26 protein-coding genes are annotated in these 25,728 nt (G+C 70.9%); 3 read left to right on the forward strand and 23 right to left on the reverse strand.

Annotated elements, in window-relative coordinates:
• Positions 1-176: 176 nt before the first annotated feature.
• From metK to pyrR, 12 genes are all read right to left on the reverse strand, one after another.
• Positions 177-1,379, reverse strand: a complete 1,203-nt coding sequence (gene metK / locus ABD156_RS05370) for a methionine adenosyltransferase (protein ID WP_344267313.1) — start codon at positions 1,377-1,379, stop codon at positions 177-179.
• Positions 1,380-1,469: 90 nt separating this feature from the next.
• A complete protein-coding gene (gene coaBC / locus ABD156_RS05375) occupies positions 1,470-2,702 on the reverse strand; it encodes a bifunctional phosphopantothenoylcysteine decarboxylase/phosphopantothenate--cysteine ligase CoaBC (protein ID WP_344267315.1) in 1,233 nt (410 codons plus the stop codon).
• Positions 2,695-2,964, reverse strand: coding sequence for a DNA-directed RNA polymerase subunit omega (gene rpoZ, locus ABD156_RS05380; RefSeq protein WP_020658117.1), 270 nt, complete (start codon positions 2,962-2,964; stop codon positions 2,695-2,697). Before rpoZ ends, coaBC begins: the two co-directional genes overlap by 8 nt.
• A complete protein-coding gene (gene gmk, locus ABD156_RS05385; protein ID WP_344267317.1) occupies positions 2,961-3,632 on the reverse strand; it encodes a guanylate kinase in 672 nt (223 codons plus the stop codon). The genes rpoZ and gmk overlap by 4 nt, the downstream gene beginning before the upstream one ends.
• Positions 3,629-3,946, reverse strand: a complete 318-nt coding sequence (gene mihF / locus ABD156_RS05390; protein ID WP_003096398.1) for an integration host factor, actinobacterial type — start codon at positions 3,944-3,946, stop codon at positions 3,629-3,631. The genes gmk and mihF overlap by 4 nt, the downstream gene beginning before the upstream one ends.
• A 107-nt stretch (positions 3,947-4,053) precedes the next feature.
• Positions 4,054-4,896 carry an orotidine-5'-phosphate decarboxylase gene (gene pyrF / locus ABD156_RS05395; protein WP_344267321.1) on the reverse strand — a complete coding sequence of 281 codons (843 nt, stop codon included), beginning with the start codon at positions 4,894-4,896 and terminating at the stop codon, positions 4,054-4,056.
• The gene (gene carB, locus ABD156_RS05400) at positions 4,893-8,210 is read right to left on the reverse strand and encodes a carbamoyl-phosphate synthase large subunit (RefSeq protein WP_344267323.1); all 3,318 of its coding nucleotides are present in this window, start codon (positions 8,208-8,210) and stop codon (positions 4,893-4,895) included. The genes pyrF and carB overlap by 4 nt, the downstream gene beginning before the upstream one ends.
• Positions 8,210-9,337: a glutamine-hydrolyzing carbamoyl-phosphate synthase small subunit gene (carA, locus tag ABD156_RS05405; protein WP_344267325.1), complete on the reverse strand. Its 1,128-nt coding sequence runs from the start codon at positions 9,335-9,337 to the stop codon at positions 8,210-8,212. The genes carB and carA overlap by 1 nt, the downstream gene beginning before the upstream one ends.
• Positions 9,334-9,837, reverse strand: coding sequence for a PH-like domain-containing protein (locus ABD156_RS05410; RefSeq protein ID WP_344267327.1), 504 nt, complete (start codon positions 9,835-9,837; stop codon positions 9,334-9,336). The genes carA and ABD156_RS05410 overlap by 4 nt, the downstream gene beginning before the upstream one ends.
• Positions 9,837-11,123: a dihydroorotase gene (locus tag ABD156_RS05415; RefSeq protein WP_344267329.1), complete on the reverse strand. Its 1,287-nt coding sequence runs from the start codon at positions 11,121-11,123 to the stop codon at positions 9,837-9,839. The genes ABD156_RS05410 and ABD156_RS05415 overlap by 1 nt, the downstream gene beginning before the upstream one ends.
• Positions 11,120-12,067 (reverse strand): aspartate carbamoyltransferase catalytic subunit, encoded by a 948-nt coding sequence (locus ABD156_RS05420; RefSeq protein WP_344267331.1) that lies wholly within the window; start codon positions 12,065-12,067, stop codon positions 11,120-11,122. The genes ABD156_RS05415 and ABD156_RS05420 overlap by 4 nt, the downstream gene beginning before the upstream one ends.
• Positions 12,064-12,660 (reverse strand): bifunctional pyr operon transcriptional regulator/uracil phosphoribosyltransferase PyrR, encoded by a 597-nt coding sequence (gene pyrR, locus ABD156_RS05425; protein WP_344267333.1) that lies wholly within the window; start codon positions 12,658-12,660, stop codon positions 12,064-12,066. The genes ABD156_RS05420 and pyrR overlap by 4 nt, the downstream gene beginning before the upstream one ends.
• Positions 12,661-12,920: 260 nt before the next feature.
• Here pyrR and bldD point away from each other — a divergent pair, with 260 nt between their 5' ends.
• Complete coding sequence (gene bldD / locus ABD156_RS05430; protein ID WP_003096372.1) at positions 12,921-13,409, forward strand: transcriptional regulator BldD; 489 nt, start codon at positions 12,921-12,923, stop codon at positions 13,407-13,409.
• 1,047 nt (positions 13,410-14,456) lie between these two features.
• Here the strand turns inward: bldD and nusB are convergent.
• The 3 genes from nusB to ABD156_RS05445 are packed head-to-tail and all read right to left on the reverse strand — an operon-like array spanning position 14,457 to position 16,619.
• Positions 14,457-14,915 (reverse strand): transcription antitermination factor NusB, encoded by a 459-nt coding sequence (gene nusB, locus ABD156_RS05435; RefSeq protein WP_344267335.1) that lies wholly within the window; start codon positions 14,913-14,915, stop codon positions 14,457-14,459.
• Positions 14,915-15,478 carry an elongation factor P gene (gene efp, locus ABD156_RS05440; RefSeq protein WP_344267337.1) on the reverse strand — a complete coding sequence of 188 codons (564 nt, stop codon included), beginning with the start codon at positions 15,476-15,478 and terminating at the stop codon, positions 14,915-14,917. The genes nusB and efp overlap by 1 nt, the downstream gene beginning before the upstream one ends.
• Before the next feature lie 43 nt (positions 15,479-15,521).
• Positions 15,522-16,619, reverse strand: a complete 1,098-nt coding sequence (locus ABD156_RS05445) for a M24 family metallopeptidase (RefSeq protein WP_344267339.1) — start codon at positions 16,617-16,619, stop codon at positions 15,522-15,524.
• Between the two features lie 95 nt (positions 16,620-16,714).
• Here ABD156_RS05445 and ABD156_RS05450 point away from each other — a divergent pair, with 95 nt between their 5' ends.
• The gene (locus tag ABD156_RS05450) at positions 16,715-17,323 is read left to right on the forward strand and encodes a B-4DMT family transporter (RefSeq protein WP_344267341.1); all 609 of its coding nucleotides are present in this window, start codon (positions 16,715-16,717) and stop codon (positions 17,321-17,323) included.
• On the opposite strand, the gene ABD156_RS05455 is transcribed toward ABD156_RS05450, so the two are convergent.
• The 7 genes from ABD156_RS05455 to ABD156_RS05485 form a co-directional block, all read right to left on the reverse strand.
• Positions 17,247-18,737, reverse strand: a complete 1,491-nt coding sequence (locus ABD156_RS05455; protein ID WP_344268488.1) for a glycoside hydrolase family protein — start codon at positions 18,735-18,737, stop codon at positions 17,247-17,249. The two genes, ABD156_RS05450 and ABD156_RS05455, sit on opposite strands and share 77 nt — an antisense overlap.
• 416 nt (positions 18,738-19,153) lie before the next feature.
• Positions 19,154-19,585: a type II 3-dehydroquinate dehydratase gene (aroQ, locus tag ABD156_RS05460; RefSeq protein WP_344267343.1), complete on the reverse strand. Its 432-nt coding sequence runs from the start codon at positions 19,583-19,585 to the stop codon at positions 19,154-19,156.
• Complete coding sequence (gene aroB / locus ABD156_RS05465) at positions 19,582-20,697, reverse strand: 3-dehydroquinate synthase (protein ID WP_344267345.1); 1,116 nt, start codon at positions 20,695-20,697, stop codon at positions 19,582-19,584. Before aroB ends, aroQ begins: the two co-directional genes overlap by 4 nt.
• Positions 20,698-20,829: 132 nt before the next feature.
• Entirely contained in the window at positions 20,830-21,354 is a 525-nt protein-coding gene (locus tag ABD156_RS05470) for a shikimate kinase (RefSeq protein WP_344267347.1), read from the reverse strand.
• Positions 21,351-22,538 (reverse strand): chorismate synthase, encoded by a 1,188-nt coding sequence (aroC, locus tag ABD156_RS05475; protein ID WP_344267350.1) that lies wholly within the window; start codon positions 22,536-22,538, stop codon positions 21,351-21,353. The genes ABD156_RS05470 and aroC overlap by 4 nt, the downstream gene beginning before the upstream one ends.
• Before the next feature lie 49 nt (positions 22,539-22,587).
• Positions 22,588-23,739: a prepilin peptidase gene (locus tag ABD156_RS05480; protein WP_344267352.1), complete on the reverse strand. Its 1,152-nt coding sequence runs from the start codon at positions 23,737-23,739 to the stop codon at positions 22,588-22,590.
• 156 nt (positions 23,740-23,895) lie between these two features.
• On the reverse strand, positions 23,896-24,843 hold the full coding sequence (locus tag ABD156_RS05485; protein WP_344267354.1) for an AraC family transcriptional regulator: 948 nt from the start codon (positions 24,841-24,843) through the stop codon (positions 23,896-23,898).
• Positions 24,844-24,925: 82 nt separating this feature from the next.
• On the opposite strand from ABD156_RS05485, the gene ABD156_RS05490 reads away from it, so the two are divergent.
• Positions 24,926-25,342 carry a pyridoxamine 5'-phosphate oxidase family protein gene (locus ABD156_RS05490; protein ID WP_344267356.1) on the forward strand — a complete coding sequence of 139 codons (417 nt, stop codon included), beginning with the start codon at positions 24,926-24,928 and terminating at the stop codon, positions 25,340-25,342.
• Here the strand turns inward: ABD156_RS05490 and ABD156_RS05495 are convergent.
• Positions 25,330-25,716, reverse strand: coding sequence for a hypothetical protein (locus ABD156_RS05495; RefSeq protein WP_344267358.1), 387 nt, complete (start codon positions 25,714-25,716; stop codon positions 25,330-25,332). The two genes, ABD156_RS05490 and ABD156_RS05495, sit on opposite strands and share 13 nt — an antisense overlap.
• Positions 25,717-25,728: the final 12 nt, after the last annotated feature.

Below are 25,728 nucleotides of genomic sequence, written 5' to 3' on the forward strand. Positions count from 1 at the left end.
CTGGCTCGGTGGGTGCGTCGGCTGCGGGGGCGTCCGTGAGGGGAACCCTGAGGGACTCTGAGTCCCTCAGGGTTCCCCTCACGGACCTCGGTCTAGCCCGCCTCGCCTGAAAGCCGTGAAGGGCTCCTTGAGGGAATTAGATTCCCTCAAGGAGCCCTTCACAGACCAAAAAAGGCTCAGGCGCCGGCCAGGGAGCGCAGGGCGTCTGCGCGGGCGGTGCTTTCCCAGGGGAGGTTCAGGTCCGGGCGGCCGAAGTGGCCGTAGGCCGCGGTCGGGGCGTAGATCGGGCGCAGCAGGTCCAGGTCGCGGATGATCGCGGCGGGGCGCAGGTCGAAGACCTCGCTGATGGCCGACTGGATCTTGGTCGGGTCGACCGTTTCGGTGCCGAAGGTCTCGACGAACAGGCCCACGGGAGCGGCCTTGCCGATCGCGTACGCCACCTGCACCTCGACCCGTCCGGCAAGTCCGGCCGCGACCACGTTCTTGGCCACCCAGCGCATCGCGTACGCGGCGGAGCGGTCCACCTTGGACGGGTCCTTGCCGGAGAACGCGCCGCCGCCGTGGCGGGCCATGCCGCCGTAGGTGTCGACGATGATTTTGCGGCCGGTGAGGCCCGCGTCGCCCATCGGGCCGCCGATCACGAAGCGGCCGGTGGGGTTCACCAGGAGGCGGGTGCCGTCGGTGTCGAGGCCCAGTTCGGCCAGCTCCGGCTCCACGACGTGCTTGCGCACGTCGACGCCGAGCATCTGCTCCAGGTCGATCCCGTCCGCGTGCTGAGTGGAGACCACGACGGTGTCGAGCCGCACCGGCTGTTCGCCCGCGTACTCGATGGTGACCTGGGTCTTGCCATCCGGGCGCAGGTACGGCAGCACGCCGTCCTTGCGGACCGCGGTCAGCCGGCGCGAGAGGCGGTGCGCGAGCGCGATGGGGAGCGGCATCAGCTCGGGCGTGTCCGAGCAGGCGTAGCCGAACATCAGGCCCTGGTCGCCCGCGCCCTGGCGGTTGATCTCGTCCTCGTCCGACTCCACGCGCGACTCGTACGCCGTGTCGACGCCCTGGGCGATGTCGGGCGACTGCGACCCGATCGCCACGTTCACGCCGCAGGAGTTGCCGTCGAAGCCCTTGGCCGACGAGTCGTAGCCGATGCGCAGGATGACGTCCCGCACGATGGTGGGGATGTCCGCGTACGCCTCGGTCGTCACCTCGCCCGCGACGTGCACCTGGCCCGTCGTGATCAGGGTCTCGACGGCGACCCGGCTGCGCGGGTCCTTGGTCAGCAGGCCGTCGAGGATCGAGTCGCTGATGGCGTCACAGATCTTGTCGGGGTGGCCCTCAGTCACGGATTCCGACGTGAACAGCCTTTTCGTGGACGCAGACACGACCTCGTCACTTCCCTCGGTCAAGCGATGGCGCCCCACCGGTATTTCAGGCGCTCCTGGCACAGCCCACCCTACCCAGCGGGCCTGTAGCTAGAGTCGACGCTGGATCAACGCTGTTACGGCATCCCACAATGTGGCCGCCAGGCGGGCTTTAGCTCCCTGTGCGATGACCTGCTCGGCGCCGTCCGAGGCGAGCAGCCAGCCCGCGTTGTCCTCGGTGCCGAAAGCCTTGCCGTCGCCGACCGCGTTGACCACGAGCAGATCCGCGCCCTTGCGGCGAAGTTTCGCGCGGGCGTGGTCGAGCACGCTGCCGTTCTCGTCGCCGGTTTCCGCCGCGAAACCCACCACGATCTGCCCGGAACGCCGTCCTCGCACCACTTCGGCGAGGATGTCGGCGTTGCGGTCGAGCGTGATGACCGGGTCCGGGCTGTCGTCGGACTTCTTGATCTTGTGGTCGGCGCGCGTGGCGGGCCGGAAATCCGCGACCGCGGCGGCCATCACGACGACATCCGCGTCGGCCGCGGCGGAATGCACCGCTTTGCGCATTTCTTCCGCGGTGGACACGCGCTGCAGCGTCGCGCCCGCCGGGGCGGGGAGTTCGTCGGTGTGCCCGGCGACCAGCGTGACCTCGGCACCGCGCTGCGCCGCGACCCGGGCGAGGGCGAAGCCCTGTTTGCCGGACGAGCGGTTGCCGAGAAAACGGACCGGGTCGAGCGGTTCGCGGGTGCCGCCCGCGGAGATCACCACGCGGAGGCCTTCGAGGTCTCGCGGCAGCGCGCGCGGTTCGGCGAGCAGCAAGCGGGCCAGGTCGACGATCTCGGCCGGGTCGGCGAGCCGTCCCTTGCCGGTGTCGACGCCCGTCAACCGGCCCGCCGCGGGTTCGGTGACGACCATGCCGCGCGAGCGCAGCAGCGCCACGTTGTCGCGGGTGGCCGGGTGCTCCCACATCTCGGTGTGCATCGCCGGGAAGAAGGCGACCGGGCACCGGGCGGTGAGCAGGGTGTTCGTCAGGAGGTCGTCGGCGAGCCCGTGCGCGGCCTTGGCCAGCAGGTTCGCGGTCGCCGGGACGACCAGCACGAGGTCGGCCTCTTTGCCGACCCGGACGTGCTGCACCTCGGGCACCTCGGTGAAAACCCCGGTGTGCACCGGGTTCCCGGACAGCGCCTCGAAGGTCGCCGCGCCGACGAAGTTCAGCGCGGCCTCGGTGGGCACGACGCGGACGTCGTGCCCGGATTCGGTGAGGCCCCGCAGGACCTCGCACGCCTTGTAGGCGGCGATGCCGCCGCCCACGCCCAGGACGACCCTGGGCTTGGCGTCATTCACCCTCGGTGTGCTCGAGCAGCCCGCCGTGGATCTCGCGCAGCGCGATCGACAGCGGCTTCTCGCGGGGGCCGGGCTCGACCAGCGGGCCGACGTATTCCAGCAGGCCCTCGCCCAGCTGCGCGTAGTAGTCGTTGATCTGCCGGGCCCGCTTGGCCGAGTAGATCACCAGCGCGTACTTCGAGGAGACCTTTTCGAGCAGGTCGTCGATCGGCGGGTTGGTGATGCCTTCGAGCTCTTCCAGCGTCGCCTGTTGCACAGTCACTCGTGGTGCTCCGTATCGTCACATCGAGCGGCGGCAGAATCGCCACCGCCAGTAATCAAGTCTAGCAACCGCCGCGCGGCGACCTCGACGTCGGCGTTCACGACCCGCTCGTCGAACTCCCCGGCCGCGGCCAGTTCGCGTTCCGCCTCGGCCAGCCGGGCGGCCACCGCGGCCTCGGTCTCGGTGCCGCGGCCGGTGAGCCTGCCGACCAGTTCTTCCCAGGACGGCGGCATCAGCATGACCAGCCGCGCTTCCGGCATCGCGGCCCGGACCTGCCGGGCGCCCTGCAGTTCGATCTCCAGCACCGCCGGACGGCCGTCGGCCAAGGCCTTCTCCACCGGCTCGCGCGGCGTGCCGTACCGGTTGCCCGCGAACTCGGCCCACTCCAGCAGCCGGTTCCCGGCCACCATCCGGTCGAATTCGGCGGAATCCACGAAGTGGTAATGGTTTCCGTCGACCTCGCCCGGCCGCGGCACCCGCGTCGTCACCGAAACGCTGAAGTACAGGTTCGGCTCCAGCAGGCGCAGCTGTCCCACCACACTCGACTTCCCGACGCCGGAAGGCCCGGAGACGACGGTGAGCCGGGGGCGGGAGAAGTCTCCTGCCACCGGCTCACCGCCGCGGTCGGCGCCCCGGGTCACCGGGTAGTCCTGACCGACGCCGCTCACTCGCCGCTGAACTCGGCCAGCAGCGCCTTGCGCTGCCGGTCGCCGAGCCCGCGGAGCCTGCGGCTGGGGGCGATCTCCAGTCGTTCCATCGTCTGCTGGGCGCGCACCTTGCCGACGCCGGGGAGCGCCTCGAGCAAGGCCGAAACCTTCATCTTGCCGAGGACTTCGTTCTCCTCGGCCTGCTTCAGCACGTCGACCAGAGTGGTACCGCCCCGCTTCAGCCGCTCCTTCAGCTCAGCACGGATGCGGCGGGCGGCGGCGGCCTTCTCCAGCGCCGCAGCACGCTGTTCCTCTGTCAGCTGGGGAAGTGCCACGTTTTCCTCCGGTAGTTCTCACATCTGGGTGGGTGACGCGACGGTACCCACCCCTGAGCAGGGGCCACAATGCGGGGGTGGCTGGTGGAGCGCGATTCCGGGGCCTGCTATTGGCCTTTTCCGCGCAGTCCCGCCAACCGGCCGTTCACCTCTTGGGCCGCACGGCGTAACGCCGCCGTGTCCGGGCCGTGGCGCAGCAGGTCGCGCGAGGACGCCGGGAGCAGGCCCGGAAGGCCTTCCCCGAAGACTGCCCGCAAATCCGCCTCAGTTGCCCCCTGCGCCCCGAAACCGGGCGCGAGCACCGGTCCGTTGAGCCGGCTCAGGTCGACTTCCCCAGGAGCCACAGTGGCCCCTACGACCACGCCGACGTCGCCGTACGGCTCAGCACCCGCATTGTGGTCCGCAGCAGCGTCTACGACGCTCTGAGCGACCGTACGGCCGTCTTCGAGCCGCGCGCGCTGCAACGCGTTCGCTTCCGGGTTGGACGTGCGCGCGAGGACGAAGAGCCCGTTGCCCGCTTCGCGCGCCGCCGCGACAGCCGCGTCCAGCGCGCCGAAGCCGAGGTACGGCGACACCGTGGCCGCGTCGGCGGTGAAAGCCGCCTTCTCGGCCACGTACGCCGCCGTATAGGCCGCCATGGTGGAACCGATGTCGCCGCGCTTCACGTCCAGCAGGACGAGCGCTCCGGCGTCGTGGGCGACGTCTACGACGCGTTCGAGCACCGCCACGCCGGCGGACCCGAACGCCTCGAAGAACGCCGACTGCGGCTTCACGATCGCCGCCACCTCGCCCAGCGCCTCCGCGGCGCTGAGCGCGAAGCGTTCGAGCCCGCTCGCGTCGAGCGGCAGGCCCCACGACTCGATCAGGCCCGGATGCGGGTCGATCCCGGCGCACAGCGGCCCGCGCGCGGCCACCGCTTCGGCCAGCCGGGCCCCGAACCGCGCGGTCACGACGTCGCCTTCAAGGCCGCCTGGAGGTCCTGCAGGCTGCGCACGCCGATGTCGCCGCGGATAAGCGCTTCGATGCCGTGCACGGCCGCAGCCGCGCCCTGAACCGTGGTGACGCACGGAATATCGCGCGACACCGCGGCGGTCCGGATTTCGTAACCGTCCACGCGCGGCCCGCTGTTTCCGTACGGCGTGTTGATCACCATGTTGACCTCGCCGGCGAGGATCACGTCGACGATGTTCGGCTCGCCGGTGCCCGGGTCCGGCTCGGAGTGCTTGCGCACGACCGAACAGGCAACTCCGTTGCGCCGCAACACTTCCGCGGTGCCGGAGGTGGCGAGGATTTCGAAGCCGAGGTCCGCCAGCCGCTTCACCGGGAAGACGAGCGAACGCTTGTCGCGGTTGGCGACGGAGACGAAAACCCGGCCCGAGGTGGGAAGGGATCCGTAGGCGCCGCTCTGCGATTTCGCGAATGCTTTCCCGAATGAGGTGTCGACGCCCATGACCTCGCCGGTGGATTTCATTTCCGGGCCGAGCAGCGAGTCGACGCCGTGTCCTTCCGGCGTGCGGAACCGGTGGAAGGGCAGCACGGCTTCCTTGACCGCGACCGGCGAATCGGCGGGCATCCGGCCGCCGTCGCCCTCGGCGGGCAGCACGCCGGAGGCGCGCAGGTCCTTGATCGTCGAGCCGGTCATCACCAGCGCCGCGGCCTTCGCCAGCGGGACGGCGGTGGCCTTGGAGACGAACGGGACGGTGCGCGAGGCGCGCGGGTTGGCTTCCAGGACGTAGAGCACGTCGTCCTTGAGCGCGTACTGCACGTTGAGCAGGCCGCGGACGCCGACGCCGCGCGCGATGGCCTCGGTGGAGCGGCGGACCGCGTCGAGGTCCTGCGCGCCGAGGGTGATCGGCGGCAGGGCGCAGGAGGAGTCGCCGGAGTGGATCCCGGCCTCCTCGATGTGCTCCATGACGCCGCCGAGGTAGAGGTCCTCGCCGTCGAACAGCGCGTCGACGTCGATCTCGATGGCGTCGTCCAGGAACCGGTCCACGAGCACCGGGTGCTCGGGGGTGACCTCGGTGGCGCGGCGGATGTAGCCGGCGAGGGATTCCTCGTCGTAGACGATCTCCATGCCGCGCCCGCCCAGCACGTAGGACGGGCGGACCAGCACCGGGTAGCCGATCTCGTCGGCGATCCGCTTCGCGCCCTCGAACGAGGTCGCCGTGCCGTACTTCGGCGCGGGCAGCCCGGCCTCGGTCAGCACCTCGCCGAACGCGCCGCGGTCCTCGGCCAGGTCGATCGCCTCCGGCGGCGTCCCGACGACCGGCACCCCGGCGTCGGCCAGCCGCTGCGCGAGCCCGAGCGGGGTCTGCCCGCCCAGCTGCACGATCACCCCGGCGACGGTGCCGGACTGCTGCTCGGCGTGCACGACCTCCAGCACGTCCTCGAACGACAGCGGCTCGAAGTACAGCCGGTCGCTCGTGTCGTAGTCCGTCGACACGGTTTCCGGGTTGCAGTTGACCATCACGGCCTCGAACCCGGCCTCGCGCAACGCGATCGCCGCGTGCACGCAGGAGTAGTCGAACTCGATGCCCTGCCCGATCCGGTTCGGCCCGGAGCCGAGGATCAGCACCTTCGGCTTGTCGCCCTGTGCGGCGACCTCGGAGACGGCCGCGGGGTCGGTCTCGTAGGCCGAGTAGTGGTACGGCGTCTTCGCCGCGAACTCCGCCGCGCAGGTGTCGACCGTCTTGAACACCGGCCGCACGCCCAGCCGGTGCCGCAGCGCGCGCACGCCGTCCTCGCCCGCGAGTTCGGGGCGCAGCGCGGCGATCTGGCGGTCCGACAGGCCGGTGCGCTTCGCCCGCCGCAGCAGGTCGCCGTCGAGCACCGGGGCGTCGCGGACCTCGGCGCCGACCTCGCCGATCAGCGCGATCTGGTCGATGAACCACGGGTCGATGCCGGAAGCCTCGTGCACCTGCTCGACGGTCGCGCCGAGCCGCAGCGCGAGTTCCACCTCGTAGAGGCGGCCTTCGTGCGGCGTGCGCAGAGAGTCCAAAGTGGACTCGACGGTCGCGCCCTCGGGGTCGGGCAGCGTCCAGAACCCGGTCGCCTTCGTCTCGATCGACCGCATCGCCTTCCCGAGGGCTTCGGGGAAACTGCGGCCGAACGACATCGCCTCGCCGACGCTCTTCATCGTCGTGGTCAGCGTGGGGTCCGCGCCGGGGAACTTCTCGAACGCGAACCGCGGCACCTTCACCACCACGTAGTCCAGCGTCGGCTCGAACGCCGCCGGGGTCTCGCCGGTGATGTCGTTGCGGATCTCGTCGAGGGTGTAGCCGATCGCCAGCTTCGCCGCGATCTTCGCGATCGGGAAACCGGTCGCCTTCGACGCCAGCGCACTGCTTCGCGACACGCGCGGGTTCATCTCGATCACGACCATCCGGCCGTCGGCCGGGTTGAACGCGAACTGGATGTTGCAGCCGCCGGTGTCCACGCCGACCTCGCGCAGCACCGCGATGCCGACGTCGCGCATGACCTGGAACTCGCGGTCGGTCAGCGTCATCGTCGGCGCGACGGTGACCGAGTCGCCGGTGTGCACGCCCATCGCGTCCACGTTCTCGATCGAGCACACGACCACGACGTTGTCGTGCTTGTCGCGCATCAGCTCGAGCTCGTACTCCTTCCAGCCGAGCACGCTCTCCTCGATCAGCACCTCGGTGACCGGGGACTCGGTGAGCCCGGTCGAGGCGAGCCGCTCCAGGTCTTCCGGCGTGTGCGCCATGCCCGAGCCGAGGCCGCCCATCGTGAACGACGGCCGGATGACCACCGGCAGGCCCAGTTCCTCGACCGTGGACCGAACCTCGTCCATGTCGTGGCACACCCGGCTGCGCGGGACCTCGGCGCCGATGGTGCGCACGATGTCCTTGAACTTCTGCCGGTCCTCGCCGCGCTGGATGGCGTCGATGTCCGCGCCGATCAGCTCCACGCCGTACTTCTCCAGCACGCCGCGCTCGTGCAGCGCCACCGCGCAGTTCAGCGCGGTCTGGCCGCCCAGCGTCGCCAGGATCGCGTCCGGGCGCTCGGCGGCGATGACCTTCTCCACGAAGTCCGGCGTCACCGGCTCGATGTAGGTCGCGTCCGCGAACTCCGGGTCCGTCATGATCGTCGCCGGGTTCGAGTTCACCAGGGACACGCGCAGCCCCTCGCTGCGCAGCACCCGGCAGGCCTGCGTGCCCGAGTAGTCGAACTCGGCCGCCTGCCCGATCACGATCGGCCCGGAGCCGATCACCAGCACGTGCTGGATGTCCGTCCTCTTCGGCATCAGGCCTTCTTCTCCATCAAGTCAACGAATTCATCGAACAGCGGCGCGGCGTCGTGCGGACCCGCGGCCGCTTCGGGGTGGTACTGCACGGAAAACGCGGGCACGTCGAACGCGCGCACGCCTTCGACGGTGTCGTCGTTCGGGCAGTAGTGGCTGATCTGCGCGGCCCCGTAAGGGGAATCGAACCGCTGGCCCGGTTCGCCTTCGAGGGCGAAGCCGTGGTTCTGCGCGGTGATCGCGACCCGGCCGGTCGCCACGTCGATCACCGGGATGTTGATGCCCCGGTGCCCGTAGCGCATCTTGTACGTGCCCAAACCCAAGGCGCGGCCGAGGATCTGGTTGCCGAAACAAATCCCGAACAGCGGAATCCGCTGCTCCAGAACGGTTTTCGTCAACGCCGTCGCGTGCGCGGTCGTCGCCGGGTCGCCCGGGCCGTTGGACAGGAACACCCCGTCCGGCTCCAGCGCGAGCAGTTCCTCCGCACTCGTGCTCGAAGGCAGCACGTGCACCTCGATGCCCCGCTGCGTCATCAGCCGCGGCGTGTTCGACTTGATCCCCAGGTCCAGCGCCGCGACCCGGAACCGCGTTTCGCCATGCGCCGCAACGACATACGGCTTGTCCGTGGAGACCTCGCCGGCCAGATCCGCGCCCTTCATCGGCGGGCTCGCCAGCACCTCCGCGACCATCTGCTCGTCGCTGCCCAGCGCGTCGCCGGAGAACACGCCCGCGCGCATCGCGCCCTGCTCGCGCAGATGCCGCGTCAGCGTCCGGGTGTCCACTTCGGAAATCCCGACCACGCCCTGGCGGACCAGTTCGTCGTCCAGCGTGCGCTTCGCCCGCCAGCTCGACGGCGTGCGCGCGGGATCCCGCACGACGTAACCGGAAACCCAGATCCGGGCCGATTCGTCGTCCTCGTCGTTCCAGCCCGTGTTGCCGATCTGCGGCGCGGTCTGCACCACGATCTGCCGGTGGTACGACGGATCGGTCAGCGTTTCCTGGTACCCCGTCATGCCGGTGCAGAACACCGCCTCGCCGAGGGTCCGCCCGCGCGCGCCGTACGCCGCGCCGCGGAACACCCGGCCGTCTTCGAGAACCAGGGCGGCGGGGCCGCGAGTGCCGGTGCTCACTGGGCACCTCCCTTGATGTCGTGATCGGAAAGTTTTTCGATCCACAATGGATAGTCGTCCAAGTCGTCGCCGCGGAACCCGGTGTCCAGCTCGACGTCGCCGAGCCGCCAGGTGATCACCAGCAGCACGTCGGTGCCGGTGACCTTCCCGGCGAGCCGCGAGTCGCGGCGGATCCCGGTGATCGAAGCGCGCGGGATCCAGAAGTCCGGCAGCCCGCCGCGTTCCACGGCCACCCCGTCCGGGTGCAGCCGCCAGACCGCGCCGGACCGGGGGCCCGCGCCTCGCGTGACGACACGGTCCTGCCAGTTGCCCGCGGTCGTGGTGCCCACGCACACGCCGACGGATTCCAGCTGGAACTCGCCGGGCTCGGCGGGGATCTCCGGGAACGGCGCGATCCGCGCGCTCTGCGAACGCGCCTTGCGCCGCCAGCCCATCCACATGCCCCACAGGCACAACAGGAAGAAGACGACGATCCCCAGCGTCAGCAGCAGCCGCTCCATCAGCAGATCTTCCCCTCGCGCGCGGTGATGCGCCCGCGCAGCAGGGTCGCCGTCACCACGCCGGGCAACCGCATTCCCTCGTACGGGGTGTTGGCGGCGATGCTGGCCAGTTCGGCACCGCGCACGGTCCATTCGGCGTCCGGGTCGACCAGCGTCAGGTTCGCCGGTTCGCCCGCTTCGATCGGACGGCCGTGCCCGGCCAGGTTCCCGACCTCCGCGGGCCGCTCGCTCATCACGCGGGCGACGCCGCGCCAGTCGAGCAGGCCGGTCTTGACCATCGTCTCCACGACCACCGACAGCGCGGTCTGCAGGCCGAGCATGCCCGGCCGGGCCGCGGCCCATTCGGTGTCCTTGTCCTGCGGGGCGTGCGGCGCGTGGTCGGTCGCGACGCAGTCCACCACGCCCTCGGCCAGCGCGGCGCGCAGCTTCTCCGCGTCGCCGCCGGTGCGCAGCGGCGGGTTGACCTTGTTGACCGGGTCGTAGGTCTCCAGCCGGTCGTCGGTCAGCAGCAGGTGGTGCGGCGTGACCTCGGCCGACACCTTCGTGCCGCGTTCCTTCGCCCAGCGCAGGACGTCGACCGTGCCCGCGGTGGAGACGTGGCAGACGTGCAGGCGTGCGTTCGCGTGCAGCGCCAGCAGGCAGTCGCGCGCGACGATCGACTCCTCGGCCGAAGCCGGCCAGCCCGGGTAGCCGAGGCGCGACGCCTGCTCGCCCTCGTGCGCCTGAGCGCCGACAGTGAGCCGCGGTTCCTCGGCGTGCTGAGCGATCACGGCGTCGAGCGCGGTCGAGTACTCCAGCGCGCGGCGCATCAGCAGCGGATCCGCGACGCAGACGCCGTCGTCGGAGAAGACGCGCACCGCCGCGGTGCCCTTGGCCATCGTGCCCAGCTCGGCGAGCTTCTCGCCCTTGAGCCCGACAGTGACCGCGCCGACCGGGTGGACGTCGACCAGGCCGACTTCCTGCCCGCGCCGCCACACGTGGTCGGTGACGAGCGAGTTGTCGGCGACCGGATCGGTGTTGGCCATGGCGAACACAGCGGTGTAGCCGCCCAGCGCGGCGGCGGCGGAACCGGTGTCGACGGTCTCGGTGTCTTCGCGGCCCGGCTCGCGCAAGTGCGTGTGCAGGTCGACGAAACCGGGCAGCAGGATCTGGCCCTTGGCGTCGAGCACCTCGGCACCCTCGGGAACGCTCACCGCGCCGATGGCGGCGATTACGCCGTCCTCGATCAGGACGTCCACCGGCTCGCCCTCGCCGTACGGGCGGGCACCCTTGATCACGATGCTCACGCGGCAGCTCCTTCACTGGCCAGGAGGTGGTAGAGGACCGCCATGCGCACGTGGACGCCGTTGCGGACCTGTTCGGTAATGGCTGAGGAGGGGGAATCCGCGACCGCGGAGGAGATCTCCATGCCGCGCAGCATCGGGCCGGGGTGCAGCACGACCGCGTGGTCCGGCAGCAGCGACTGGCGGCGCTCGGAGAGCCCGTAGGAGATCGAATATTCGCGCGCCGATGGGAAGAAGCTCTGCCCAGGGCCCCCGCCCGTCATCCGCTCGGCTTGGACGCGCAGCATCATCACGGCGTCGACTGCGGGCAGCTCGGCATCGAGATCGTGCGACACCGTGACCGGCAGCTTCTCCACGCCGACCGGCAGCAGCGTCGGCGGCGCGACGAGCACCACCTCCGCGCCGAGAGTGCTGAGCAGGTGGATGTTCGACCGCGCGACCCGGCTGTGCAGGACGTCGCCGACGATCGCGATCCGCCGGTCCTTCAGCGAACCGAGGCGTTCGCGCAAGGTCGCCGCGTCCAGCAGCGCCTGAGTCGGGTGCTCGTGCGTGCCGTCGCCCGCGTTGACCACCGCGGTGCCCGGCCCGGCGAGCCAGCCGGACAGCCGGTGCGCGGCACCCGAAGCGGGGTGCCGGATGATCACGCAGTCGGCGCCCGCGGCGGCCAGGGTGAGCGCGGTGTCCCGCAGCGATTCGCCCTTGTTCACCGAGGAGCTGGACGCCGAGACGTTGATCACGTCCGCGCTCATCCACTTCCCGGCGATCTCGAACGACACCCGGGTGCGCGTGGAGTTTTCGTAGAACAGCGTGATCACGGTGCGGCCGCGCAGCGTCGGCAGCTTCTTGACCTCTCGGCCGAGCAGCGTGTGCTTCAGCTCGTCGGCGGTGTCGAGCACGGCGGTCGCGGTGTCCGCGTCGAGCCCGTCGGTGGCGAGCAGGTGCTTCACCGGGTTTCTCCTTCCGGCGCGCGCAGCAGCACCGCGTCCCGGCCGTCGGTTTCGGACAACAGCACGGAGACGCCCTCGGCGCGCGCGGTGGGCACGTTCTTGCCGACGTAGTCGGCGCGGATCGGCAGCTCGCGGTGGCCGCGGTCGACGAGCACGGCGAGCTGGACGGCACGCGGGCGGCCGTGGTCGCGCAAGGCGTCGAGGGCGGCGCGGATGGTGCGGCCGGAGAACAGGACGTCGTCGACGAGGATGACGACCCGGTTGTCGATCCCGCCCGGCGGCAGCTGCGTCTGCTCGAGAGCGCGCGGCGGACGGCGGCGGAGATCGTCGCGGTAAAGGGTGATGTCGAGGGCGCCGTGCGGCGGCGCGACCCCGGCGAACTCGCCGATCTTCTCGGCGAGGCGCGCGGCCAGCGGAGTGCCGCGCGTGGGAATGCCGAGCAGCACCGGGTACTGCTCCGGCGGACCGGCTCCGAGAGCGGTCTTCTCGATGACCTGGTGGGCCATCCTCGCGATCGTGCGCGCGACATCACCGGCGGACAGCAGCTCGCGCTCTCCCGCCGGCTCCGCCGCGCCACGCGGACGTGACGACAAGGCGGACCTCCTTCCCCGCCTCTCTGGACGGGTCCTTAAAGGACGTCGGCAACCGGCTGCTGCCGGAAACCGCACCGACAGTAGCAGGACCGGTCAATCAGTCTTCCGGGTGGTACGCGCACGGCCGCCACCTGCGCGGACCGACCTTCTGCTTGACCTGGTGACAACTATGCGTAACCATTACTCTGAGTATTCGACTCGAGGAGTCCCCGGCCCGGTCCTCCCGGCCGGCGCGGGGTGAGGAAACGGAGAACCACCAGATGGGCGATTACGCCAAGGCGCTCGGGGCCAAGCTCCGCGGGATCCGCCAGCAGCAAGGCCTGTCCCTGCACGGGGTCGAGCAGAAGTCCGGCGGCCGCTGGAAGGCCGTCGTGGTCGGCTCGTACGAGCGCGGCGACCGGGCGGTCACCGTCCAGAAGCTGGCCGAGCTGGCGGACTTCTACGGCGTCCCGGTGGTCGAACTGCTGCCGGAGGGCCGCGTCCCGTCCGGGGCCGAGCCCGCCACGAAGATCGTGATCAACCTGGAGCGGCTCCAGCAGCTGCCCGCGGAGAAGGTCGGCCCGCTCGCCCGGTACGCGGCCACCATCCAGAGCCAGCGCGGCGACTACAACGGCAAGGTGCTCTCCATCCGCACCGAGGACCTGCGCTCGCTCGCCATCATCTACGACATGACCCCCGGCGAGCTCACCGAGCAGCTCATCGACTGGGGCGTCCTCCCGCCGGAAGCCCGGCCGTCCAAAGAGGACTGAGCACTGATGGCGGCAGCGGCCGTGCACGACGCGGCGGGCTTCCCGCACCCGGGGAACCGGGAACGCCCGCCGCGCTTCGGGTGAGGCCGGAGCCGCCGATGTCCTGGTTCCGGAGCCGCCGGCGTTCCGGTTCCGGTGCTGCCGAAGTGCTGGTTCTCGAGTTGCCCGAGTTTTCTCGAGTCGCCCGGGTTCCGGTTTCCGGAGCCGTCGACATTCCGGTTCTGGAACTACCGGTTCTTCCGCTGCCGCGCTCGACCGGGTTGACCTCGGGTGATCCGAGTCGATCCCGAACGCGGTCGCATTGACGCGCCCCGTTCGCCATGCGGCGGACCCGCTTGAATTTCCCCCGTTTTTCCCGCCGGGAACCGGATCCGTCCGGATTCCGGCGCGTTTTCCGCTCCGGGCCGCGTCGCCGGGGACTGTTTCCTCACCCCGGCCACTCCCCCGCTCCGGGCCACGCCGCCGGGGACCATTTCCTCGCCCCAGCCACTTGCCCGCTCCGGGCCGCGCTGCCGGGAACCGTTTCCTCGCCAGGCCGCTCCCCCACTCCGGGCCATACCACCGGGGACCGTTTCCTCACTCCAGCCACTCCCCCGCTCCGGATTCCTGGTCCGGGCGAATTCACTGACGTGGCTTGCACTTCGGCTTCGAACGCCAGCTCTCCCCCGCGACCGCCTGCCTCGCGCGGCGCGGAAAATCGGTGCCACACCGCAGTTTCCGCAGTTTCCGCGATTTCCCGCCGCGATTCCCGTCGCACGGCACGGATTTCCCAGCCGGCCGCTGGTCCGCCGTCCGTGCCACTGCTCACTCACCGCAGCGGATCCCGAAGACGGCCGCCCGGAACTCGCCGGATCACGGCGAAAACCGGCCGGGCCGGGCCGCCGCGAATGGCGCCCGCCGACCGGTTCTGATTCCGCTCGGTGATCAATTTTCTCCCGAGCGCCCCTCGCGCCGGCCGCCGCGGCCCGGCGGTGACCCGATCAGGCAGCGGCCATTCAGGTGGCGCTTTCCCCCAGCCGGGTTACCTCTGACTACCGGACCGCCGGGTTACAGCACCGCGCGCAGGCGGTCGGCGATCGTGCCGATGCGGCCGAGGACGCCGTTGATGAACCGCGGCGAGTCGTCCGTCGAAAGTTCCTTCGCGAGGCCGACCGCTTCGTCGATCGCGACCGCGTCGGGGACGTCGGCCGACCACAGCATCTCGTAGACGCCGACGCGCAGCACGGCCAAGTCGACCGGCGGCATCCGCTCCAGGGTCCAGCCCTGCGAGTGCTCCGCCAGGAGTTCGTCGATCCGCTCGCGGTGGGCCGTGACGCCCTCCACGACGGTGATCGTGTAGTCCGCGACCGGGTCGACCTCGACCGCGCCGACGCGGTCGGCCAGCAGCGTGACCGCGTCGGCGGACCGCTGGGCGGCCTCGTACAGCATCTCGACCGCGCGCCTGCGGGCCTGCCGCCTGCTGATCGCGCCGCCGCGGTTCGGGTGCGGGGGGAGCTTGTCCGCCATCAGCTGGAGACGCGGCCGAGGTAACGGCCGTCGCGGGTGTCGACCTTGATCTTCTCGCCGGTCGAGAGGAACAGCGGGACCTGGATCTCCGCGCCGGTCTCGAGCGTCGCCGGCTTGGTGCCGCCGGTGGAGCGGTCGCCCTGCAGGCCCGGGTCGGTGTGCTGGATGAGGATCTCGACCGAGGTCGGCAGCTCGACGTACAGCGGCTCGTTCTCGTGCACCGCGACCTGGACCTCGGTGTTCTCGAGCATGTAGTTCGCGTTGTCGCCGACGGTCTCGGCGGGCACGGTGATCTGGTCGTAGGTGTCGCCGTCCATGAAGACGAAGTCCGCGCCGTCCTTGTACAGGTACGTCATGTTCCGGCGGTCCACCGTGGCCGTCTCGACCTTCGTGCCCGCGTTGAAGGTCTTGTCGACGACCTTGCCGGTCAGCACGTGCTTGAGGGTGGTGCGCACGAACGCGCCGCCCTTGCCCGGCTTGACGTGCTGGAACGCGGTGACGCTCCACAGCTGGCCGTCCAGGTTGAGGACGAGTCCGTTCTTCAGGTCGTTGGTGGTGGCCACGAGTCTTCAGGTCTCCTGTGTTCGATCTCTTCGGCCGCGGCCGTCAGACGGCCACGAGGTCCTTGGTGCTCAGGGTGAGGAGTTCGGGTCCGGAGTCCCGCACGACGAGCGTGTCCTCGATGCGCACGCCACCGCGCCCCGCGAGGTACACGCCGGGCTCGACGGTGACCGCCATACCGGCGGACAGTGTACCGACGCCCGCCGCGGCGAGACTCGGTGCCTCATGCACTTCCAGCCCGACGCCGTGGCCGAGACCGTGCGCGAACTGCTCGCCGTACCCCGCGTCGGCGATCACCGACCGCGCCGCGGCGTCCACTTCGGACACCACAGCGCCGGGGAGGACCGCCTCGCAGCCCGCAGCCTGCGCGCGGTGGACCAGGTCGTAGATCTCGCGCTGCCAGTCCGCGGGCTCGCCGATGACGACCATGCGGGTCATGTCCGAGTGATAGCCGTCGACGGTGGCTCCGAAGTCGAATTTCACGAAGTCGCCGCGGCTCAGCTCGGCCCCGGTCGGCCGGTGGTGCGGGATCGCCGAGTTCGGCCCGGCGGCGACGATGGATTCGAACGAGATCCCGGACGACCCGTGCTCCAGCATCCGGTTCTCCAGATCGCGGGCCACTTCCAGCTCGGTCCGGCCCGGCCGCACTCCCCCGGCCTCGATCAACCCGGCCAGCGCGCGGTCGGCCGCCGCGCACGCGGCGCGCAGGGCGGCGATCTCGACCTCGTCCTTGACCACCCGCAGCTGTTCGGTCAGCCCCGGCGTGCGGATCAGCTCGACCCGGTCGAAGGGCACCTTGAGGTTCTCGTGCTCCTCGACGCTCACGTGCTGGCTCTCGAACCCGGTCCGGCCGTAGTCCGCGAGCCGGCTCCCCGCGTGTGCCGCGAGCGCGCGGGCGCTGGCGCGGTCGAGCACGCGTTCCAGGTCGGGCACCTCCGACGCCGACTGGGTCGTGTAGCGCCCGTCGGTGCAGAACAGGGTCTTCGCGTCGCCGCCGGCGTGCAGCAGCAGCGCGGCGTTCGACCCGGTGAACCCGGTCAGGTAGCGGATGTTGAGCAGATCGGTGACCAGCAGCGCGTCGACCCCGTTCTCGTGGAGCAGGGCGGCGAGCGCGGCGCGGCGGTGAGCGTGGATTTCCGGCACGCGACCAGCTTAACCAGCGGCTTCCGGGCCGTGTTCAGGCAACGGTTCGAGGACGGCCTACTGGCGGTTAACTTCGGCGCGCCTACACTCCGTCCATGCTGGGTGCCTGGTTGACGCGCGGGCTGGTCATGGCGGTCGTGCACGCCGCCGCGATGACGCTGCTCGCCAAGTGGTCCGTGTTCCACCCGACCGGCCAGACGCTGTTCACGTCGCTCACCATCGCCGTACTGGTCGGCCTGGCGGCGCTGTGGAGCGCGATCGACGGCTGGCGCGGCCTGCGCGACAGAGGGCGCGCGTGGTTCATCGCGTCGCTGGTCGCGGGCGTGTGCTCGGGCATCCTGTACGTGATCGGGCGGGCGATTTTCGTCGACCAGACCGGGGTTTCCGAGCTGGGAGCCGCGCTCACCGGCGGGGCGGCGTTCTCCGCGCTGCTCGTGCTCGTGCCCGCCGGGCTGGGGCTGTTCGTCGGCGGCCGGATCCGGCGGCCCGCGGCGGACGACGAAGACTCCTCGGGCTCTTCCGGCCCGGAGCCGGACGACGAGGACGAGGACGGCACCGGCAGCCGCTCCGGCGAACTCGAACTGCCGCCGAGCCCGACCCCGAGGGCCGCTCCGAAGCCTTCGCCGGTCAGCCGCCCAGCGGCAAACCGCGGGCGGCGCCGTCCCACTGTTGCGGGTCGATCTCCTGCACCCCGGAACCGTTGAGCGACACGATCGTCGTGTCCGGCAGGCCGTAAAGCTGCCCGTCGAGCACCATGCCGTAGCCGCGGCCGTACGAGTGCACGACGGTCGCGCCGGAGCGCAGACGCGTCTTGACCGGCACTTCCGGCACCTGCGGCAGCGGCCGGTCGACCAGCTCCCCGGCGAGCACCGAGGCGACTGAGCGACGGTCGATCCGGATGCGCTCGCCGCGCCGGTAAAGGTCGATCATGCGGTCCGGTGACGGCATCGCGACGCCGTCGAAGGTCGCGGTGCTGCGCGTCGGGGTCGAACAGCCGCCCGCGCCCTTCACGTCGAGCCCGAAGTGCTTCAGCCCGGTCGGCGCGCCCGCCGGGCCGATCTCCGTGGCGCGCACGACGTCCAGCGAGACCAGATCGCACGGATCGCTGACCGAGGTCGGCGCGTGCCCGTCGGGACGGCGCACGAGGCCGGGGCCTTCCTTCCACGCGCCCGGGATCACGACCGGTTTGTACGGCTGCATCGTGAAATCGCGGTCCCAGAAGGTGATCGTGGTTCCGTCGGCGGTCTCGTGCGCGATGGCGAAGGCGTCGAGCGCGCCGACCCACTCCAGGTCCACGCTGAACGCGTCGACGACGGACCGGGTCCGCGGCGCGGCGGTCGTCGCGGTGGGCTCGAATCCCTTCTCCCCCAACGCTTCCACGCCCTCGCGGAACGCCGGGTCGTGCGCCCGGATCACGAACTGGCCCGCCCCGTTCCACCCCGCCGCGCGGCCGGTGGTGTCGGTGAACATCAGGTAGTACCAGCCGTCGAGGAAGACCACCGAGGGCTGGCCCGCGCCGTAGACGTTGTCGCGGTGGACGTCGTGGGAGGCGCCGAGGATCGGTTTGCCGCCGTTCGAACGGGTCCAGTGGATGCCGTCCGGGCTGGTGGCCATGCCGATCGCGTTGCCGAGCGCGTGGTCGCCGGCCGCGCCGGTGTAGTACATGAAGTACGTGCCGCCGACGCGCAACACCGACGGGTCGCAGGTGTGCATGCCGTCGAAGTTCCCGGGCGCGCCGGACAACACCGCGGGCGGCGCACCTCCACCCGGTCCAGTGAAGGGTCCGTCGGCCGAGGGACCCTCGGCGTAAAGGATGTCGTCGCCCGGCGGCGGGGCGCTGCTGTACTGGCTGCACCACCAGATCCGGGTGCGGCCGTTCTCGACCATCACGGTGGGGCCGTAGTTGTAGGACGCGTCCGCGGCCCCGGCGGCGACCACGCCCCCGCTCGCGCGACTGGCACCGGCGGCGAGCGCGACATCCGCCGCACGAGGCGGATCTTTCGGCGCCTGCGGCGCTCCGCCCGCGATGCCGCCGTGGTCAGTGCCCTCAGCCTGCGGCTGGGCTGTCGTCTGGCTGCACCCGGAAACGAGGGATCCGGCGATCAGCAGCGAGAGCAGCTGACGCACGGGTCGCCGACCCCCACGACGAAACGGGTGCATGATCGCCGAGTGTAGCGACAGTGGCACCGGATGGGTGAACCACGTCGCGCATCGGCTGGTCGGGCGGCGGGTTTACCGGGGGCTTGCTTTCGCGCTGTTTGCCGCGGCGGGGCGTCTACGCCTCGCGCCTGGCGATCACACTGGTCGGGAGGGCGGAAAACGCGCTGTGGTGCCGAAATCGCCCAGCTGAGCCGGGCTTCGCTTCCCGGCCGCCGAGTCGCGATGAATGCGTAGCGATTTAACGCAGCGCGAGCGCGTAACCACCCGCCCGAGACCGACGATCGCCCGGTCGCGCCGTCGGAAACCACGCTGTGGTGCCGAAATTGCTCTGCCGCAGCGGGGCTCTCGCGGCGGACTTCGCTTTCCAGCCGCCGTCAGGACGAGTGAGCGGCGATCCACCGCAACGCAAGCGCGTAGCCGTCCACCCCGAGACCGGCCATCACCCCGGTCGCGATGTCCGAAAGCACGCTGTGGTGCCGGAATTCCTCGCGCTTGTGCACGTTGCTGATGTGCAGTTCGATCAGCGGCGCGGTGAGCTGGGCGGCGGCGTCGCGGACGGCGATCGAGTAGTGCGTCCACGCTCCGGCGTTCAGCACGACCGGCGCGCCCGCGTCGGCGGCCTCGTGCAGCCAGCCGACCATTTCGCCCTCGTGGTCGGTCTGGCGCACCTCGACGTCGAGGCCCAGTTCCTGGCCGGTCGCGACGCACAGTCGCGCGAGGTCGTCGTGGGTCGTGGAGCCGTAGACAGACGGCTCGCGTTTGCCCAGGCGGCCGAGGTTGGGACCGTTGAACACGAAGGTTTTCACAGCAGCACGCTCCCGCCGTTTTCCGGGGCCTCGGCCGCGATCGCCGAGTACGCGGCGGCGAGCAGGGACGGATCTGGGCCTTCCAGCCTGCCGGGTTTGCCGAGTCCGTCGAGGACGACGAACCGCAGTACACCGGAGCGGGTTTTCTTGTCGCCCTTCATGCTTTCGAGCAGCTGGGGCAGCGCGTCCGCGTCATACGCGGTGGGCAGGCCGATCAGCTTGAGCACGGAGGCGTGCCGGTCGGCGGTGGCGTCGTCGAGGCGTCCGGCGAGACGGGCCAGTTCCGCGGCGAACACCAGGCCGACGCTGACCGCCGCGCCGTGGCGCCAGCGGTAGCGCTCGCGGCGTTCGATGGCGTGGCCGAGGGTGTGGCCGTAGTTGAGGATTTCGCGCAGATCCGACTCGCGCAGGTCGGCCGCGACGACGTCGGCCTTCACCTGGATCGAGCGGCGGACCAGTTCGGCGAGCACGTCGCCGGCCGGGTCGAGCGCCTGTGCCGGGTCGGCCTCGATCAGTTCGAGGATCCGCGGGTCGGCGATGAAGCCGGTCTTGACGATCTCGGCCATTCCGGCGACGAGTTCGTTGCGCGGCAAAGATTCCAGCGTCGCGAGGTCGACCAGGACGGCGGAGGGCTCGTGGAAGACGCCGACGAGGTTCTTGCCGGCTTCGGTGTTGATCCCGGTCTTCCCGCCGACCGCCGCGTCGACCATGCCGAGCAGCGTCGTCGGCACGTTCACCAGCCGGACGCCGCGCATCCAGGTGCCCGCGACGAACCCGGCGAGGTCGGTGACCGCCCCGCCGCCGAGCGCGACGACCACGCCGCGCCGGTCCAGGCCGATCCGGCCGAGGACCTCCCAGCAGAAACTGGCGACGGAGAACGCTTTGCCGTCCTCCGCGTCGGGAATCTCGACGCGGTGCGCGTCGAGGCCGGCCGCGGCCAGCTCGTCGCGGACGGCCTCGGCGGTGGCGGTGAGCGTCGGCGGGTGGATCAGCGCGACCTTCGACGCGTCGGCGAGCTGTTCGGTGAGTTCGCCGAGCAGGCCGCGACCCACGAGCACGTCGTACGGCTGCGCGGTGGCGACCCGGATCCGGACGGGCTGGGTGGCGGACACGGTTCTCCTCACTGCTCCCGGACCCGGTGGTCCTGGAGCGGGTTTGCGGTCCGTGAGGGGAACCCCGAGGGACTCAGTGTCCCTCAGGGTTCCCCTCACGGACTTGAGCGGGCGCGGGCGGCCGGTGGCTGGTCACGGTTCGCGGACCCGGTCGGGTTCGAGGGCGGCGACGGCGGCCGCGACGACCTCTTCGGGCGTTCGCTTGTCGGTTTCGATCTCGACGGTCGCCACCTCGCGGTACACCGGCAGCCGCTGGTCGAGGAGGGCTTTGAAGGTCGCGCGCGGGTTGATGCCGGCCAGCAGCGGGCGCGCGCTGGACATCCCGGTGCGCTGGACGCCGGCGGCCAGCCCGACGTTCAGGAAGATCACCGTGTGGTCCTGAAGCCGTTCCCGGGTTCCCGGGGTGAGCGGGGCGCCGCCGCCGAGGGAGAGCACGCCGTCGTGTTCGGCGAGTGCCGTGGCGACTGCTTCCGCCTCGATCGCGCGGAACGCGGGTTCGCCGTCGTCGGCGAAGATGTCCGAGATGGCGCGTCCGGCGCGGGCGACGATGTCGTCGTCGGTGTCGCGGAAGGTCACGCCGAGCGCGGCGGCCAGCAGCGGGCCGACCGTGCTCTTGCCGGAGCCCGGCGGTCCGACGACGACCGCGCGCGGGCTCACCAGCGCTCCTCGAGCGCCTTCAAGTACGCCTGCGCGTTGCGCCGGGTCTCGGCCAGCGAGTCGCCGCCGAACTTCTCCAGCGCCGCGTCCGCGACGACCAGCGCCACGACCGACTCCAGCACCACGCCGGCGCGCGGCACCGCGCACACGTCGGACCGCTGGTGGATCGCCACGGCGGGCTCGCCGGTCCGGACGTCCACTGTGGACAGTGCCTTGGGCACGGTCGAGATCGGCTTCATCGCGACGCGCACCCGCAGCGGTTCGCCGTTGGTGATGCCGCCTTCGAGCCCGCCCGCGCGGTTCGACCGGCGCGTCACGCCGACCGGCCCGGTGCCGCGGTCGATCTCGTCGTGCGCCTGGCTGCCCCAGCGACGGGCGGTGGTGAAGCCGTCGCCGACCTCGACGCCCTTCATCGCCTGGACGCCCATCAGCGCGCCGGCGAGCCGCGCGTCGAGACGCCGGTCCCAGTGCACGTGCGAGCCGAGGCCCGGCGGCAGGCCGTAGACGATCACCTCGATCACGCCGCCGACCGTGTCGCCGGCCTTCCGCACCGCGTCGACCTCGGCGATCATCGCCTCGGTCCCCTCGGCCGAGAACGCCCGCACCGGACTCTCGTCGATCGCCGCGAGGTCGCCCGGCTGCGGAAGCGGCCCGTCGGGCGCGTCGGCGCCGCCGATCGAGACGACGTGGCTCAGCACCTCGGCCCCGAGCAGCTGCCGCAGGAAGTTCCGCGCGACAGTGCCGAGAGCGGTCCGCGAAGCCGTCTCGCGGGCGCTGGCGCGCTCCAGGACGGGACGGGCCTCGTCGAAGCCGTACTTCTGCATGCCGGGCAGGTCGGCGTGCCCCGGACGGGGCCGGGTCAGCGGCTCGTTGCGGGCGAGCCCGGCGAGCTCGGCCTCGTCGACCGGATCGGCCGCCATGACCTTCTCCCACTTGGGCCACTCGGCGTTCTCGATCTGGACGGCGATCGGGCCGCCCTGGCTGACCCCGTGCCGGACCCCGCCGAGGAACTGGACCTGGTCGGTCTCGAAGCCCATCCTCGGGCTGCGGCCGAACCCGAGCCGGCGCCGCGCGAGCTGCGCGGAGAGGTCCGAGGTCGTCACCTCCACCCCGGCAGGCAGCCCCTCGAGCACAGCGGCGAGGGCGGGTCCGTGCGATTCTCCAGCGGTGATCCAGCGCAGCACCGGACAATCCTGTCACGGCCCGTCCGGAGGCCTGGCAGAGCCCCTGGCCTCAGGCGATGCCCGTTCCAGCGGCTGGGAAGACCGCGCACGCCCAGGTGGCCAGAACCAGGCCGGGACCGTAGGGGACGCGGACGGGGCCGGCTCGGATCCGGGGGCCGGCGGGGGCTGGCGGTGGTGAGGGGGCTTCGGCTTTCGGTGCGGGCGTCGGGTCTGGTGGCGAGACGGGCGCGGCTGGCGTGGGGGCGGCGGCCGTCGGAGCGGGAGACCGGACAGTCGGCAAGAACGCGACGTCGGTCGGCACGGAGGCAGCGGCCGTCGACGTGGACGGCTGGCCGGGAGCGGTTGGCGCAGAGCCAACGACCGTCGGAGCAGAAGACCGGACAATCGGCAAGAACGCGACACCAGTAGGCACAGAAGCAGCGGCCGTCGACGTGGACGACTGAGCGGGAGCGGTTGGCTTGGAGCCAACGACCGCGACACCAGTCGGCACCGAGCCTGCGGCTGTCGACGTGGACGGCTGAGCGAGAGCGGTCGTCTGAGGCGTGGAGTCGGGTTGGTTCGGAGTGGGCTCGTCGAGTTCTCCTGCGAATGAGACGCCGGCGGGTGCACTCGGGCCGGGTCGAGCGGATCGCCAGCGGACTGAGGCCCGCGAGTCGCGGATTCGGCGCAACAGCCACATCGGCCCAAGGGCCGCCAAGCTCACCATTGCCGCGAGGACTGCTGCCACGGCTGGGGCCAGTCCGCCGACCGCGCCCAGCACAGCACCGAAAGATCCGGCCAGTTTGACGTCCCCGGGGCCGAGACCGCCTGCCGACAAGCGGTGCACGATCAGGTGCGTGCCGCCGAACAGGAGGCAGCCCAGGGCAGCTCCGGCGGCCAATCGCCATCCTCCGCCGCTGAGGGCGGCGAGGGTGAGTGTCAGGGCAACAGCCGGATACGCGGGCAGGGTGAGGATGTCCGGCAGGCGGCGGTGTCGGGCGTCGGCCAGCGCGAGGGGGACGCCGAGCACCGAAACCAGCCACGCGACCGGCAGCCACCAAGCCGGGAGTGCGCCTGCCTCGGCACGCGCGGCGGCCACTGCGGCTGCCGCGACAGCAACCGTCAGGCCGAGCACAGCCGACACGGGAGCGTCGGCTTTCTTCATCATCACCAGCAGCACGGGGACCACCGCCCCGGCTGCGAGCACTGCTGTCAGGACCATGCGACCCAGCCTGCCGCCAACGCTTGGACCAGGGCAAACAGATCGGGGTGCGAGGGGACCCCTCGTGCGCGACACGCCGGAAGGTTCACTCGACGGGGACAAAAACGGCGCGGCGCTCGGGTCGTCAGCAACGCTTCGGCTGGCGAGCTGCGAAATTCAGCGGGAAGAAGCCAGAACCCCGTCCTCAGCAAGAAAAGCCCGGCGATGCTCAGTCGGATTGACCCCGCGCACCCGCTTGAAAGCCGAGCTGAACCCGAACGCGTCCGAGTACCCCACCGCGCGGGCCACCTCCGCGATCGGCATCGACGGCTGTTCCGTCAGGAGGTCCGCGGCGAGGGTCATCCGCCAGCGGGTCAGGTACGTCATCGGCGGCTCCCCCACCAAATCCGCGAAGCGTTTGGCCAAGGTGGACCGCGAAACCCCGGCCCGGGCAGCCAGCGTGACCACCGTCCACGGGGCCGCCGGATCCGCATGGAGCAACCGCAGGCAAGCGCCCACCACCGGGTCCCGTTGCGCGGCCCACCACCGCGGCGGCGAGCCGCCCGGACGGTCGAACCAGTCGCGCAGGATGCAGACCAGCATCCAATCCAGCAAACGGTCCAGGACAACCTGCTGCCCCGGCGCGTCGACGGCCAGTTCGGCGGCCAGATGGTGCAGCACGGGGTCTTCCTCAGCCGAGGAAGGCGGCCGGACCACGACCGGAAGCGCGTCCAGCAAAGCGGACATCCGGCTGCGGCTCCGAACCGGGTACGCGCCGACGATCAGGTTGGTTTCACCGTGGAACGGGTCGTTCCAGCCCAGGTGGTGCTGGGTGCCGCCCTGGTCGGGAGTGGCGCAGAACTCGCCGCATTGGACGGGGACGGCGGGGGTGTCCAGGCTGTCCACGAAGGAGAACGGGCCGCGGACCAGGATGGTCTCGCGGGCGCGCAGCAACTCCGGCGGATGGTCTTCCGGCACGACCCAGCCTTCGCCGCTCAGCAGCGTGCACAGGGTCAGCGGGGCACTGTCCACGAAGCGCAGCGACCACGGCGCCGACAGGGCCGTGCAGCCGAACAACGAGCCGTGCGCCCGGACCCCGCGGATCAAATCGCTGAAAGCGTCCACTCACCCGAGGTTAGACGAATGGACAGGCGATCCGGCTTTTCACCTATGGGATCGTCCAAGCAGGCCCGGTTAAATCCCAGCCATGAGCACCCTCACCGACCATGATCTCGAATTCCTCCGCCGCCCCCTGCACGGCTTCCTGACCGTCGCAGCCGGGCCGCGGCCGCCGCAGCCTCGGCCCGTGTGGTTCGAGGCCACCGACGAGGGCACGATTCAGCTGTTCACCGCCCCGGACTCGGCCAAGATCCGCCAGCTCGGCGAGGACCCGCGCGCGTCGATCGTCGTCGCGGCGCCGGTCGGGGAACCGGAGCGCTGGGTGTCCGTCGCCGGGCGCGTCACGATCGAGGCCGACGGCGGGCACGAGCTCGCTCGCAGGCTCGCCGGGCGCTACTGGGACCTCAGCACCCCGGAAGGCCAGGCCGGAGCGAAAATCCTGCAGGACGTCCCCCAGGTCCGGGTCGTCATCCACCCGGAGAAGGTGAACCGCTACGCGTTCTGAGCCGTCCGCCGCGCGCGGATCGCCTGCACCAGCAGCACCAGGCCGCAGATCACGCAGACCGCTTCGGTGATCACGCCCCAGTATTCGTACTGGCTGTTGAACTGGTCGTGCACGCCGTAGAAGCCCACCGTCACCGACAGCAGGTAGGCCAGCAGCGTCACACCGCCGAAGCCCAGCGTGAAGAACGCCGGCAGCCAGTGCCGCCAGGCGAGCAGGGCGACGGCGATCACCAGGCCGGCGATGCCGTTCACCAGGAAGAGCGGCCCGACCACCGGGATGTCCGCGTAGCCGCTGCCCCAGTACAGGTAGAAGTGGATCGCCGCCGAGCCGGCCAGGCCCGCCGCGCCCAGCACTCGCATCCAGGTGGTCAACATGCCGTCTCCTTC

This window comes from Amycolatopsis albidoflavus (assembly GCF_039525725.1).
Taxonomy (GTDB): domain Bacteria; phylum Actinomycetota; class Actinomycetes; order Mycobacteriales; family Pseudonocardiaceae; genus Amycolatopsis; species Amycolatopsis albidoflava.

What these genes read in the sequence shown, in the direction of transcription:
- carB (WP_344267323.1), bottom strand. Translation starts at nt 8,210, where the DNA reads ATGCCGAAGAGGACGGACATCCAGCACGTGCTGGTGATCGGCTCCGGG.
- ABD156_RS05410 (WP_344267327.1), bottom strand. Translation starts at nt 9,837, where the DNA reads ATGGAGCGGCTGCTGCTGACGCTGGGGATCGTCGTCTTCTTCCTGTTG.
- bldD (WP_003096372.1), top strand. Translation starts at nt 12,921, where the DNA reads ATGGGCGATTACGCCAAGGCGCTCGGGGCCAAGCTCCGCGGGATCCGC.
- nusB (WP_344267335.1), bottom strand. Translation starts at nt 14,915, where the DNA reads ATGGCGGACAAGCTCCCCCCGCACCCGAACCGCGGCGGCGCGATCAGC.
- ABD156_RS05450 (WP_344267341.1), top strand. Translation starts at nt 16,715, where the DNA reads ATGCTGGGTGCCTGGTTGACGCGCGGGCTGGTCATGGCGGTCGTGCAC.
- ABD156_RS05480 (WP_344267352.1), bottom strand. Translation starts at nt 23,739, where the DNA reads ATGGTCCTGACAGCAGTGCTCGCAGCCGGGGCGGTGGTCCCCGTGCTG.
- ABD156_RS05490 (WP_344267356.1), top strand. Translation starts at nt 24,926, where the DNA reads ATGAGCACCCTCACCGACCATGATCTCGAATTCCTCCGCCGCCCCCTG.
- ABD156_RS05495 (WP_344267358.1), bottom strand. Translation starts at nt 25,716, where the DNA reads ATGTTGACCACCTGGATGCGAGTGCTGGGCGCGGCGGGCCTGGCCGGC.